This is a genomic window from Nonomuraea sp. NPDC059023 (assembly GCF_042740095.1).
In the GTDB taxonomy this organism is placed as follows: Bacteria; Actinomycetota; Actinomycetes; order Streptosporangiales; family Streptosporangiaceae; genus Nonomuraea.
Genome location: NZ_JBHYIO010000023.1, coordinates 75,989 through 89,620, shown reverse-complemented (window position 1 = coordinate 89,620; position 13,632 = coordinate 75,989). Strand labels below are relative to the sequence as shown.

The 13,632-nt window shown below is 71.2% G+C and carries 10 protein-coding genes; 4 read left to right on the top strand and 6 right to left on the bottom strand.

The window, feature by feature from the left end:
- The first annotated feature begins 138 nt into the window (after positions 1-138).
- Positions 139-1,572, top strand: coding sequence for an aldehyde dehydrogenase (locus tag ACFWYW_RS34035; protein ID WP_379612448.1), 1,434 nt, complete (start codon positions 139-141; stop codon positions 1,570-1,572).
- A 428-nt stretch (positions 1,573-2,000) separates the two neighbouring features.
- Here the strand turns inward: ACFWYW_RS34035 and ACFWYW_RS34030 are convergent, their stop codons facing one another.
- The 4 genes from ACFWYW_RS34030 to ACFWYW_RS34015 are packed head-to-tail and all read right to left on the bottom strand — an operon-like array spanning position 2,001 to position 6,364.
- Complete coding sequence (locus ACFWYW_RS34030; RefSeq protein ID WP_379612449.1) at positions 2,001-2,756, bottom strand: alpha/beta hydrolase; 756 nt, start codon at positions 2,754-2,756, stop codon at positions 2,001-2,003.
- Positions 2,757-2,766: 10 nt separating this feature from the next.
- Positions 2,767-3,117: an AMP-binding protein gene (locus tag ACFWYW_RS34025; protein WP_184960361.1), complete on the bottom strand. Its 351-nt coding sequence runs from the start codon at positions 3,115-3,117 to the stop codon at positions 2,767-2,769.
- 55 nt (positions 3,118-3,172) lie between these two features.
- Positions 3,173-5,587: a LuxR C-terminal-related transcriptional regulator gene (locus ACFWYW_RS34020; protein WP_379612450.1), complete on the bottom strand. Its 2,415-nt coding sequence runs from the start codon at positions 5,585-5,587 to the stop codon at positions 3,173-3,175.
- A 42-nt stretch (positions 5,588-5,629) separates the two neighbouring features.
- Positions 5,630-6,364 (bottom strand): AMP-binding protein, encoded by a 735-nt coding sequence (locus tag ACFWYW_RS34015; RefSeq protein WP_379612451.1) that lies wholly within the window; start codon positions 6,362-6,364, stop codon positions 5,630-5,632.
- A gap of 78 nt (positions 6,365-6,442) precedes the next feature.
- Here ACFWYW_RS34015 and ACFWYW_RS34010 point away from each other — a divergent pair, with 78 nt between their 5' ends.
- Together ACFWYW_RS34010 and typA are read left to right on the top strand one after the other, a co-directional pair.
- Positions 6,443-6,982 (top strand): TetR/AcrR family transcriptional regulator, encoded by a 540-nt coding sequence (locus ACFWYW_RS34010; RefSeq protein ID WP_379612452.1) that lies wholly within the window; start codon positions 6,443-6,445, stop codon positions 6,980-6,982.
- Positions 6,983-7,054: 72 nt separating this feature from the next.
- The gene (gene typA, locus ACFWYW_RS34005; protein ID WP_379612453.1) at positions 7,055-8,908 is read left to right on the top strand and encodes a translational GTPase TypA; all 1,854 of its coding nucleotides are present in this window, start codon (positions 7,055-7,057) and stop codon (positions 8,906-8,908) included.
- A 51-nt stretch (positions 8,909-8,959) separates the two neighbouring features.
- Here typA and ACFWYW_RS34000 read toward each other — a convergent pair whose 3' ends face one another.
- Positions 8,960-9,574, bottom strand: a complete 615-nt coding sequence (locus ACFWYW_RS34000; RefSeq protein WP_379612454.1) for a hypothetical protein — start codon at positions 9,572-9,574, stop codon at positions 8,960-8,962.
- A gap of 142 nt (positions 9,575-9,716) precedes the next feature.
- Between ACFWYW_RS34000 and ACFWYW_RS33995 the strand changes: the two genes are divergently transcribed.
- Positions 9,717-12,206: a hypothetical protein gene (locus ACFWYW_RS33995; RefSeq protein WP_379612455.1), complete on the top strand. Its 2,490-nt coding sequence runs from the start codon at positions 9,717-9,719 to the stop codon at positions 12,204-12,206.
- Here the strand turns inward: ACFWYW_RS33995 and ACFWYW_RS33990 are convergent.
- Positions 12,203-13,630: a DUF2079 domain-containing protein gene (locus ACFWYW_RS33990; protein WP_379612456.1), complete on the bottom strand. Its 1,428-nt coding sequence runs from the start codon at positions 13,628-13,630 to the stop codon at positions 12,203-12,205. The genes ACFWYW_RS33995 and ACFWYW_RS33990 overlap by 4 nt on opposite strands.
- Positions 13,631-13,632 lie beyond the last annotated feature (2 nt).

Here is a 13,632-nt window from a genome sequence, read left to right as displayed (position 1 = left end):
CGAGTGGCGCGACGGGGTGCTAAGGCTCCTCGTGCCCTTGCCGTTCTGGACAGAACATGGTTCGGTTTCCCTGGACACGGCTCTTCGCCAGAGGAAGACTGAACCAAGCAAGCATTCGGTCGGTAGGAGGCTCACGACATGCGCCAGCACGACACGCTGTTCATCGGGGGCGAATGGGTGGCCCCCGCGGGCACCGGTGTGATCGACGTCATCTCCCCGCACACCGAGGAGGTCGTGGGCCGGGTACCCGACGGCACCCCGGCCGACATGGACCGCGCGGTCGCCGCCGCCCGCGCGGCCTTCGACCACGGCCCCTGGCCCCGCATGACCTTCGCGGAACGCGCCGCGGCCATCGGCAGGCTGGCCGACATCTACGCCGCCAAGCAGGGCGAGATGGCCGCGCTCATCACCGAGGAGATGGGCTCGCCGATCACGTTCTCCAACCTCGCCCAGACACCTCAGCCGCTCGGCATGCTGCAGTTCTACGCCGAGTACGGCAAGACGTTCGAGCAGGAGGAGGAGCGTCCCGGCCTGTTCGGCCCCACGACCGTCCGGCGCGAGCCCGTCGGCGTGGTGGCCGCGATCGTGCCGTGGAACGTCCCGCAGTTCGTCTCGATGACCAAGATCGCACCGGCGCTGCTCGCCGGATGCACGATCGTGCTCAAGCCCGCGCCGGAGACCCCGCTCGACTCCTACATGTTCGCGGACATGATCACCGAGGCCGGCATCCCGGCGGGCGTGCTCAACATCGTCCCCGCGGGCCGCGAGGCCGGCGAGCACCTCGTCTCCCACCCGGACGTCGACAAGGTCGCCTTCACCGGCTCCACCGCCGCCGGCCGGCGCATCGCCGCCATCTGCGGCGAGCAGCTCAAGCGGGTCAGCCTCGAACTGGGCGGCAAGTCCGCCGCCATCATCCTCGACGACGCCGACCTGCCCGCCAGCATGGGCATGCTCGCCATCGCCTCGCTCATGAACAACGGCCAGGCCTGCGTGGCCCAGACGCGCATCCTCGCCTCTCGCAACAGGTACGACGAGGTCGTCGAGGCCGTCGCCGCCATGGTCAGCTCCCAGCCCGTCGGCGACCCGGCCGACCCGGCGACCGGCATCGGCCCCCTGGTTGCCAAGCGGCAGCAGGAGCGGGTGGAGGGGTACATCAAGATCGGCATGGACGAGGGCGCCAAGGTCGTCGTCGGCGGCCTGACCCGCCCGATGGACCGCGGCTGGTACGTGGCCCCGACCGTCTTCGCCGGCGCCACCAACGACATGCGGATCGCCCGCGAGGAGATCTTCGGCCCCGTGCTCGCCGTCATCCCCTACGACGACGAGGCGGACGCGCTGCGCATCGCCAACGACAGCGAGTACGGCCTGTGCGGCACCGTCTGGACCGCTGACACCGACCACGGCATGGACATCGCCCGCCAGGTCCGCACCGGCACCTACGGCGTCAACTGCCTCATGCTGGAGGCCAACGTCCCGTTCGGCGGCTACAAGGCCAGCGGCCTCGGCCGCGAACTGGGCCCCGAGGGCCTGAGCGCCTACCTGGAGTACAAGACCATCGCCCGCCTGGGCTGACCCACCACCCAAAGCCACAAAAACCCGAACCCCGACAAGCCAAACCCGGCGCCGGATCACCCCGGCGGCGGGTGGGCCCGGATGCGGGTGGACCCCGAAAGGCGGGGTGGGCCCGGATGCGGGTGGGCCGGGAAGCGGGTGAACCCCGGAAGGCGGGGTGGGCCCGGAGCCCGGGTGGACCCGGAAGCGGTGGGTCCGGAAGCGGGTGGACCTGGGCTGACCTGGGGAAAGTGCGGAGGCACGAGAGGGGCCCGCGATCCCGCGGGCCCCTTCGCACGTCTAGATGGCACCCAGCGCGCCCCCGCAACGCTGGGCGACCGCCTGACTACATGAAGTATGTCCTACGGTCTCCACCCGGGGCGGTTTCCTTCCCCAAGGACTTTCTCCCGGCGGTTTTCTTCCATCCGCCCTAGGTAGACGCCTATTACTCAGGAAAGGTTCGAATCAATCCACTTTCCGATCCGGAGAACCAGATCGGGCCTGGCCGCCGACTCGGCGTGGCCGTACCCCGGCTCGATCCACAGCTCCTTCGGCTCCCGGGCGCCGTCGTAGAGCTGACGGGCGTGCTCCAGGGGAAAGAACGTGTCCGCGTCCCCATGCACGATCAGCAAGGGCGTGGGCGAGATCAGGGCGGCGGCCTCGTGCGGCGGCATCGGCACCGGGTCCCACTGGCCGCGCGCGATCCGGGTCCGCTTGACCACGCGCGCGGCGATCCGGCCGATCGGCTTCTCGATCGCCCAGTGGACCTGGCGCATCGGCTTGGTGCCCCGGTAGTACCACCGCGCGGGGCCGCTCACCGCGACCACCGCGTCGATCCCCCCGTGCAATCCCGCATGCCGTACGGCGACCGCCGCCCCCATGGAGAAACCCACCACGGCGATCTTGCGGTATCCGATGACCCGCGCGTGCCGTACCGCGGCCTCCACGTCGTGGACCTCAAGGTCGCCCACGGTGCTCTCGCCGCCCGAGTGCCCGTGCCCGCGGAAGTCGAAGGACACCACACCGCCGAACCGGCTGAGCACGTGCGTGATCCGGCGCGTGTCCGCGCACCGCCACGACCCGGTGAACCCGTGGGCCAGCACGATCCCGGCATCAGAGGCGGAGGCGGAGGGCGTGTGGACCCCTTCCAGGCGGATGCCGTCCGAGGTCCTGAGCATGACGGGAAAATTCTTCGCAAGCGGCATGAATCCGAGCTTAGGCACCCAGCTCAGCGGCGCTCATCACCACCCTGATCCTGGAGTCCTGGGCCGCCGCGAGCGCCCGCGGATCGTCGGAGATCATCAGCCGGGCGGAGCTGGTCACGACCCGCTCCCAGAGGCCGTCGCCGTCGGGCGCCAGCGGCGAGACGGCCGCTCCCGCCGCCATCACCGCGTCCGCCGCCACCAGCAGGTCGGATCCGACCGGCAGGCAGATCAGCACCGTGTCACCCGCCCGCACCCCTCGCCGCCGGAGCAGCGCGGCCGCCGTGGCCAGCCGCTCATCGTGCTGTTCTTCGGTGAGCGTCTGCCCCGTCCCGGGGTCGATCATGACGATCCGCTGGTCCATGCGACCACGGTAGGGACGCCGGGTTCCGCGCGCATGGGGCGGATTATGCAGATGATTATGCAGAAGGAACACCATGGTCGGCGGCCCACACGGCGATCTGCGCGCGCGAGGTGTAGCCGAGCTTGTCCATGATGTTGGCGATGTGCCGGGCCACCGTGGCGGGGCTGATCACCAGCTCCTCGGCGATGGCCTTGTTGGACAGGCCGCGGGTGAGCATGCCGGCGATCTCCTGTTCGCGGGTGGTCAGCAGTGAGGCGCGTACCGGCTCCACCTGGACCGGGCCCGCGGCCGGTTCCGGCCTGCGCCCCTCAAGCACCTGCGTCGCCACCTCGTACGCCGGCCGCGAGCGCCCCCTCGACCACAACGACGTGGTACGGCCCTCGCCCAGCTTGGCACGGGCGGCCGACAGCAGTTCGTCGACCTTGACCGAGCCGGTCCGCTGGCCCATCGACTCGCGCAGGGCGGCCACCGCGGACGAGGCCAGCACCGCGCTCTCCAGGTCGCCCTCGGCCCGCGCCAGCGCGGACAGCGACACCAGGCAGCGGTTCATGGCCTGGCGCAGGCCGCACTCGCGGGCCATGGCGACCGCCTCGGCCAGCCGTTCGCGGGCGGCGGCCAGGTCGCCGAGGTGCGCGCAGACGCGGCCGCTCCTGGCGAGGTTCTGGGCCAGGTCGCCGCGGTTGCCGAGCTCGCGCAGCCAGGAGATGGCCGCGTCGTAGTGCTCGGCCGCCGACTCCAGGTCGCCGCGGGTCTCGGCGGCAAGACCCAGGTGGGAGGCGGCCATGGCGAGAATCCACGGATGGCCGTGCGCGCTCGCCACGGCGTAGGCCTCCTCGGCGCCGCGCTGGGCCTCGCGCTGGCGGCCGCGCTGCAGCGAGTAGATGGACCCCTCGATGAGCGCCCCGGCCTCGTTGAACCGGTCGCCGTTGTCCCTGGCCACCGCCAGCGCGCTGTCGATGTGGGCGGTCGCCTCGTCGCCCCTGCCCATGCGCAGCAGTGCTCCGCCGGCCACCGTGTGGGCCGTGGCCAGGACGAACGGGTCCCCGGCCATGCCGGCCAGGCCCTCGCGGGCGGCGGCCAGGCCGCTGTCGAGGTCGTCGCGGGTCAGCAGCCCGTACGCCAGGTAGCCCTTCGCCAGCCCGATCTGCTCCGGCGCCACCCGGCTGAGGTCCTGCCGCAGCAGCCGCTCGACCCAGCCGACGACCTCGGCGGCGCTGCCGCCCAGCGAGAGCAGGCCGCTGCTGCGCATGCACAACCGCAGGCCCATGGTGACGTTGCCGGAGCGCAGCGCCCACTCCAGGGCGGCCCGCTGGTCGGCGAGCCGGTCGCGGCTGCCGGTGTGGGCGGCCAGCCGTTCGCGCCAGGTGACGCCGGGCGTGAGGAACTCCGCGTCGAAGGCCCGCTCCTGAAGCTTGCACAGCACCCTCAGGTGCAGGTCGCGTACCATCCGCTCCTCGTCGGAGTCGGCCAGCCGCTCGGCGGCGAACTGCCGGATGGTGTCGAGCAGCCGGAAGCGCCCGCGGTCCTCGTCGCAGACCACCAGCGACTTGTCGACCAGCGCGCCCAGCAGCGTGACCATGCGCGACTCCGACAGCGGCGGCTCGGCGCACACCCGTTCGACCAGGTCGAGGTCGAAGCCGCCGGCCAGCACCGACAGCCGGCGCAGCAGCGTCTTCTCCGCCTCCGACAGCAGGTCGTGGCTCCACTCGACCGCCGCGGCCAGCGTCCGCTGCCGGGCGGGAGCCGTACGGTCGCCGGAGGTGAGAAGTGCGAACCGGTCGTCGATCCGGTCGGCGATCTGGCCCGGACTCAGCATGCGGGTGCGGGCGGCGGCCAGTTCGATGGCCAGCGGGAGGCCGTCCAGCGCGCGGCAGAGCCTGGCCACGTCGGGCAGGCTCTCCTCGCCGAGCTGGGTTCCGGCGGCCCGCGCCCGGTTGAGGAACAACTGCACCGACTCGGCCGCCGACGGGTCGGCGCCGGGCAGGTCGAGCGGCGGCACGTGCCAGATCAGCTCGCCGGAGATGCGCAGCGCCTCCCGGCTCGTGGCCAGCACCCGTATACCCGGGCAGCCGGCCATCAGCGCCGCCGCCGCGTGCGCGGTGGCCTCGACGAGGTGCTCGCAGTTGTCCAGCAGGACCAGGCAGCTCGACCCGGCCAGCCGGGTGACGACGGCGTCGGTGAGGTCGCGGCCGCGCTCGCTCTCCAGCCCGAACACCTCGGCGATCTCCTGCATGACGAGCTCGGGCCGGGAGATCTTGGCCAGCTCGACCGCCCACACGCCGTCGGCGAAGTCGTCGAGCAGCCGGTGGGCCACGCGTAACGCCAGCCGCGTCTTGCCGATGCCGCCGACTCCGCACAAGGTCACCGCGCGCGTCTCGTCGAACATCGCGCACAGGTCGCCGATGTCGCGCTCACGGCCGACGAACCGGTTGGGCTCGGCCGGCAGGTTGTGCCGCGGGGCATCCGCCATGACTTCACAGTGGCGCACTTGGCGCGCTCTGTCACCGTTTTCTCACAGCGCGAGTGAGCTCGTGACCGCCCGGTCGTCGACCACCCGCAGCAGCGGATCGCCCAGCAGCCGCCTGGCCAGCTCGTACGGCGCCACGACCAGCGTGGCCGCGTGCTCGCTGGCCAGCACCCTGCAGCCGATCAGCGTCGGCTCGTGCGCCACGACCACGTGCGCGCCGCACATGAGCGCGAGGTCCAGCGCGCGCAGCGCCTTGAACACGTCGGTGACGGCCACCAGCACCACGTCGTCCTTGTCGATGAGCAGCCGGGCGGCGAGCCTGCGCAGGTCGCCGGCGAGCTCCTCGTGGCTCAGCACCCGCCGGCCGTCGAGGGTCAGCGCCGGTCCTGCCAGCGGGCCGAAGTCCACGCGCTCCTCGCCGATCAGCGAGGAGAACCGGTCCGGTCCCTGGCCCGGCTCGAAGGTGAACACCTTCTCCGCCCGCGTCTCGCGCATCCGGTGGACGACGGCCAGCCGCGCGACGCCGCCCGGATTGAGCAGCGCCACCCCGCCCGCCCAGGCGACGGCATGCACCGCGCACGGCAGTGCCGCGCCCGGAGGCAGGTCGACCAGCGCGTGGTCGCCGTACCTCAAGCCGTGACGGCGCAACCCGGCCGCCGCGTGAGTGACTCGGCGGACGAGAGTGGCATAGGTCATGACCTCGCCGGTCCGTACGTCGGTGACCGCGGGACGGTCGCCGCCGGCCGGAGCCGCGTTCATGACCAACTCTGTCCAGGTCATGCCGTCAATGTAGGGAGCAACGCCCGCCCCGGCATCATCATGAATGTGCAAGCGGCTATGTATCTCTACGCTTGCGCCATGGACGAGACGGCCGATCGCATCCTCGATGCCGCTTTCGCGCGGATCGTGGAGCACGGCCTGCGCCGGACCACCATGGACGACGTCGCCCGCGCGGCGGGCCTGTCGCGGGTGACCGTCTACCGCCGCTTCTCCCGCAAGGGCGACCTCATCCAGGCGTTGATCATGCGAGAGCTCCACCGGTTCCTGAAGGAGTTCGAGGCGGCGGTGGGGCCGCTGCCGACGCTGGCCGACCAGGTGGCGGAGGGGTTCGCGGTCACCCTGCGGGGAGTGCGCGGGCACGCGCTGCTCGGCAGGCTCCTGGCCGGGGAGCCGGAGACGATCCTGCCGCACCTGACGCTGGAGGCGGGGCCGTACCTTAGGGTGGCGAGGGAACATCTGGCCGGGCATCTGCGCAGCCCGGAATCAGAAGCGGTCGCCGAGGTGTTCATAAGGGTGACCCTGTCGTTCCTGCTCACCCCGGACAGTGTCGTACCCCTGAGCAGCGATGAGGAGGCCAGGGCGTTCGCCGCCCGGCACCTCGTGCCGCTCCTGCCATGAGCGGGATCAACTAGACTTAATAGGCCGCGGTTCGCGCGGTCTGCCTCCACGAACACAGAGCGAGACGTCATCATGCCTTTGAACAGCCGCGACGACCTGCGGAACATCGCGATCATCGCGCACGTCGACCATGGCAAGACCACGCTGGTCGACGCCATGCTCTGGCAGTCCGGGGCCTTCCGCGCCAACCAGGACGTCGACGACCGCGTCATGGACTCCAACGACCTAGAGCGCGAGAAGGGCATCACCATTCTCGCGAAGAACACCGCCGTCAAGCACGGCGACATGACCATCAACATCATCGACACCCCCGGCCACGCCGACTTCGGCGGCGAGGTCGAGCGCGGGTTGTCGATGGTCGACGGCGTCGTGCTGCTGGTGGACGCCTCCGAGGGCCCGCTGCCCCAGACGCGCTTCGTGCTGCGCAAGGCGCTGTCGGCGAAGATGCCGGTCATCCTGTGCATCAACAAGGTCGACCGTCCCGACTCCCGCATCGCGGAGGTCGTCGACGAAGTTTACGCACTGTTCATGGACCTCGACGCGACCGACGACCAGATCGACTTCCCGATCGTCTACGCCTCGGCCAAGGCCGGGCGCGCCGCGCTGGCGCGGCCCGACGACGGCGGCATGCCCGACTCCGAGGACCTCGAGCCGCTGTTCGACATCATCAAGTCGACGATCCCGGCGCCGACCTACGACCCGAGCGCCCCGCTGCAGGCGCACGTCACCAACCTCGACGCCTCCTCCTACCTGGGCCGGATCGCGCTGTGCCGTATCCACCAGGGCAAGATCCGCAAGGGTCAGCAGGTCGCGTGGTGCCGTACCGATGGCACGATCCAGCGCGTCAAGATCACTGAGCTGCTCATGACCGACGCGCTGGAGCGCAAGCCCGCCGAGGAGGCCGGTCCCGGCGACATCATCGCGATCGCGGGCATTCCCGAGATCATGATCGGTGAGACGCTGGCCGACCCCGAGGACCCGCGCCCGCTGCCGCTCATCACGGTCGACGAGCCGGCCATCTCGATGACCATCGGCACCAACACCTCGCCGCTGGTCGGCAAGGCCAAGGGCTCCAAGGTCACCGCCCGCATGGTCAAGGACCGCCTCGACAAGGAGCTCGTCGGCAACGTCTCGCTGCGCGTCCTGCCGACCGAGCGTCCCGACGCGTGGGAGGTCCAGGGCCGTGGCGAGCTGGCGCTGGCCATCCTGGTCGAGCAGATGCGCCGCGAGGGCTACGAGCTGACCGTCGGCAAGCCGCAGGTCGTCACCAAGGAGGTCGACGGCAAGCTCCACGAGCCGGTCGAGCGCCTGACCGTCGACTGCCCCGAGGAGTACCTCGGCGCCGTCACCCAGCTCCTCGCCGTCCGCAAGGGCCGCATGGAGCACATGACCAACCACGGCACCGGCTGGATCCGGATGGAGTTCGTGGTCCCGGCGCGCGGCCTGATCGGCTTCCGCACCGAGTTCCTCACCGAGACGCGCGGCACCGGCCTGGTGCACCACGTCTTCGAGGCCTACGAGCCGTGGTTCGGCGAGCTGCGCACCCGCAACAACGGCTCGCTGGTGGCCGACCGCTCCGGTCCGGTGACCGCGTTCGCCATGCTCAACCTCCAGGAGCGCGGCACGCTCTTCGTCAGCCCCACCACCGAGGTGTACGAGGGCATGATCGTCGGCGAGAACTCGCGCTCCGACGACATGGACGTCAACATCACCAAGGAGAAGAAGCTCACCAACATGCGCTCCTCCACGGCCGACGTCACCGAGACGCTGACGCCGCCGCGGGTGCTGTCGCTGGAGCAGGCGCTGGAGTTCATCCGGGACGACGAGTGCGTGGAGATCACGCCGGAGACGGTCCGCATCCGCAAGGTCGTGCTGGACGCCTCCACCCGCGCCCGCACCGTCGCGCGGGCCAAGCGCAACAACTGACACACCACGTCAAAGGGGTACGGCGGGCGTCTGCCGTACCCCTTCGGCGTTCTATTGCAGCGACAGCCGCCGCTGCTCCCCCACCGGGGGCCGGGCCCAGGTCACCTCACCGTCGTCGATGAGCCCCTGGACCACCTCCCGCATGGCGGCACCGGCGGCGTGGCGTCCGGCCGCCTTGGCCAGATCGATCATCAGCGTGTTCTCGTCCTCGCCCGGGGCGATCACCGACACGTAGCCGAGTTCGGCGTCGCCGTACCAGCTGCCGAGGTTCTCGGTGACCTCGCGCACGGCGGCGAGGACCTCGGTGGAGGCCGTCCCGCGCAGGTGCAGGACCCCGGGCTGCGCGACCTCGACGCAGACCTTCATGAGCCCTTCGACCGCGCCTTCCGGGTCGCGCAGCGCGTTGTGGCTCAGGGCCGCGAAGCGCGCGGCCAGCACGTAGAGCGAGATCGCCCGCGGCGGGTCCGCGAGCGTCAGAATCCCGTGTTCCCCGTGGATGGTGAGCTTGCCGCCCCCTTCTTCGTAGGCGCGCAGACCGGTCATGAAGGCGGTCTCCGCCTGGGCGCTCAGTTGTAGCTGCCAGCCCCACTTCCGCTCGACCGGGAAGCGGCCGTCGTCGGCCTGTCCCTTCTGCTTGTCGCGGCGAAGCCGCCGGGTGATCCACACGATTTCGCAGTCCCCTCTCTGCTCATCGGGCACAAAGGGGGCAGATTAGCCCGATCTCCCAGTTCGCGGACCGGTGTAATCACACCGTTACCTAGGTCCGTGGAACATCAGCGGTCTCACATGAATCATCCAAGGTGTGGGCTTGATCCGGAGGGTCGTCGCGTACGGGCTCGCCGCCCTTTCGGCTGCGGCGATCATCTGGTGCACGCTCACGGCGATGCCGGTGGATCGGCCGCTGTCGCGGGGACAGCCCGACGGGTCGCGGCCGCTGCCCTCCGGCGCGGCCGACGAGCGCCGGGCCACCACCGACGTCACCATCGCCAGGGCCACCGCCGCCGACCTTCGCCAGGTGCCGCCGGCCCGCATCGACGAGCGCCGGCATCAGGTCAGGGTGACGATCACCCACACGTTCCGCATGGACGAGGACGACCCGCTCGCCGGCTGGATCAGGGGCAGCGTGCCCCCGGACCTGCGGGCGATCACCGACAAGGGCCTCGGCGCGCTCAAGGTGGGCGGCGGCTGGCTCGCGCCCACCGTCAGGTACCCGGCCGAGCTCACCACCTCCGGCGGCAAGTCCACCGCCGAGTTCCGCGTGATCGTGCTGCGCCAGTTGGCCAGGGGCGAGGAGCTGACGCTGGAGTTCCAGGCGCCCGGCGTCCAGCCCTCGCTGATCAACCAGCGCACGATCACGCTGTTCCCCACCGAGTGGAGCGTGCTGCGCGCCTCGGGTCTCGAACCGGAGCGGGAGGAGGCCGAGCGGCTGCAGTTCACGGTGAACTACCAGGTCACCGTCACCCTCGTTCACGACTCCCACGGCTTCGTCGACCACGAGGAGGACGAGGCCTTCTCCTGGGGCAGCGAGCTGGCGATCGTCACCGCGCTGCTGCTGATCGCCTTCCTGCTGCGCTCGCTCGGCCGCCCGTGGTGGCAGCGGCTCCACAACCGGGAGCTGTTCATCGGCCTGCTGCTGGCCGCGCCCGTGCTGGCCAGCCCGTTCTACGCCAAGGGCCTGCAGGGCATCGCGTACGTGGTGATGTTCGGCGTGCTGCCCGCGATCGCGGTACGCCACGCCAGCCGCATGGTGCCCACGCCCGCGCCCTGGACCAGCCGCGACGCGCTCGCGGTGACCGCGCTCGGCGTGTTGGTGGCCTTCGCCATGTTCCTGTGGTCGGCCCGCCACATCCAGCTCCACCCGCCCCAGCTGATCACCGGCGTCGCCGTCGCCGCGCTGGCCGCGGCGGGCGCCGCGATCGCCTTCAGCGCCGACCTCGGCATCCGTTTCGTGGTGGTACGGCTGGCCGCCGTGGCCGCCGGAACCGCCATCGGCACCCTGGCGCTCGCCCTGTGGTTCAAGGCGCTCTTCTACGACGTCTACCCACCCGACAGCGTCCACCTGGTACTGGGCCTGTTCTGGTCGCTGATCCCGATCGGCGCCGTCGCCGTCGTCACCAGAACCTGGTCGCGCGGCGCCGTCGTGACCGCGGTGATCCTCAGCCTGCTCATGCAGGGCTGGCCCACCGAATGGCTCGACGACGGGTCCTGGAGCACGCCCGTCGACCACCCCGAGCCCATGCTCGGCACGCTGGAGCTCACCCCGCTGATCCGCGGCGTGCTCGGGCTGCTCCTGCTCGGCTTCGTCCTGCTGATCCTGCGGCTGCGCCGCCTGGGCGGCGAGCTGGGCGCCGTGCACCACCGCGCCGCCGTGGCCAGCGTGACCGTCTGCCTGATGGTGCTCCACCTGTCGCCCAGGGGCACCGGCAGCCTGCCCGACCTCGACGTCACCGTGCCCCTGCTCTCGGTCACCTCGGTCTTCGCGTGGATCTCCGCGTGGTGGCTGCTCGGGCCCGTACCGGAGGGGCTGGACGAGCCGCGTACCCCCGAGGAGCACCGCGCGGTGGTGCGCCGCGCCCTGCACAAGCGGCTGCTGCTCGTCTCCGAGCAGGAGCTCTACCGCGTCGGCCGCGGCAGGATCGGCGCCGGAGAGCTGTCGATGGGCGACTTCGAGCAGCAGCGCGACGAGCTCGAAACCGCCCTGGACGGGCACGGCCGCCACCCCGAGACCGCCTTCGCCACCAGCGCCGCCTGCACGCCCTGGCACAACGGCGTGCACGCCTTCGTGATCTGCCTGCTGCTGAGCCTGCCGTTCCTGTTCATGTACGGCCTGCCCACCGGCCCCGACCTGGCCAGCTACCTCTTCGACGCCCGATACCTGCTGACGCTGCCCGCGTTCGGCTTCCTGTTCGGCTACTTCTACCCGCGTATCCGGGGCACGCAGCCGATGACGAAGGTGCTGCACCTGATGGCCGCCGCCCTGGTCACGGAGCTGTCGGCGTACCTGCCCGCCTTCGCCGAGCCGGACGTCTCCGCCTTCGACAAGCTCCAGTTACTGGCGATCGTGGTCGGGCAGGTCGCGCTGGTCTACATCGGCCTCGGGCTCTTCTGGGAGTGGCGGCTCATGCACCTGGCCGGGGAGCCGTGGGGCCGGGTCAGAAACGTCCGCAGCCTGCGCAGCCTGGCCACGCCGCTGGTCGCTGTCCTGATCGCCGTGGTCACCACCGCCGCCACCTCGGCCGCCAGCCAGTCCGTCGACCGGATCCTGCGCGGCGACCAGGTGCAGACCGGCGGCCCCTAGAGCTTCGGATCCGGACCAGGCCGGTGCAGCACGACGTAGGCGTCCTGCCGGAACCGGATCTGGTACCCCGCCGCCACCAGCGCGTCGAGCCGGTCGGCCTGCTCCGCCGCGTTCTTGAACGGGAACACGCGCCGCCCGACCTCCACCACCACCCAGGGCGCCCACCGGGGCGTACGGTCGAGCAGCAGCACGCGCGCCCGTCCGGTCAGCAGCGGCCCCAGGTTGTTGGCCACCTCCACCAGCGCCCCGTCGGGCACCGTGGCCACAGCCCCGGCGGCGGCCACCTCCCGCGGCTCACGCCGGTACGAGCCGGGGTCGGCGAGCTGCGCCAGCGAGAAGAACGGCACGGCGGCCAGCGCGAACACCACGATCCCCGCCACCCAGACCTTCCGCAGCCGCCCGAACCGCCGCACCGTGTCGACCCCGGCCGCGAAGATCACCACGACCAGGAACGCGTTGTAGTGGTACTCGGGCACCCACCAGTTGGGGAACGAGCTGGCCAGCATCCGCTCCGCCAGCAACGGCACCGCCATCAGCACCAGCGGCGAGCCCAGCGCCGCCAGCGCCGAGACCCCCAGCAGGAGCAGCAGGGTCACCAGCTTGACCGGCGGCGTCCCCAGCAACCCGAAGGCCGTGAGCGGGTCGGTCACGATCGTCCGCACCGCGCTGGACACCCCGTCGCCGAGCGCCCCGTAGGCCCAGTAGTAGTCGGGCCGCCCGCCGAAGGCCGGGATGAGCACCTGCGAGGCCAGCCCCGTGAACGCCACCCCGCCCAGCACGAACCCGCCACCGAGCACCCGCCACCCGGCCTGGGTCAGCAGCACCAGCCCGAACCCGGCGACCAGCAGCCCCATGTCCTCCTTGACGCACAGCAGCCCGAGCGCGGCCACCACGACGGCGACCTTGCGCCCGGCCTGCCGGCGTTCGAGCATGACCGCGGTGAGCAGCGGCACGAACGCCACCTCGTGGAAGTCGAAGGCCACCGCCTCGGCCACCGGCCACGACAGCGTGTAGGCGATCGCCACCCCGTAGGCGGCTCCCGTCCCGAGCGCCCGCCGGGCGAACACCCAGAGCGGCACGGCCGCCGCCGCCAGCAGCACCGACTGCGCGATCAGCAGCGTCTCCGGCCCGTCGTGCAGCCAGTAGAGCGGCGCCAGCAGGGCGAGGATCGGCGACCAGTGGTCCCCGAGCACGGAGAAGCCGGCCCCGAAGTCGTTGTGCACGCCCTTGACGATGGCGATCGGCAGCCGGAACTCGGAGTAGGACCGCACCGCCTGATCGAAGATCACCAGATCGTAGGTGCCGGCCTTGAGCGCGTGGACCCGTACGAACGACAGCACCGAGTAGACCACCGCGGCCACCCCGGCGATCCCCCAGATCCACAGCCACTCCCGCCTGGAGGCCCCGGGAACGTCGCCGAACACGC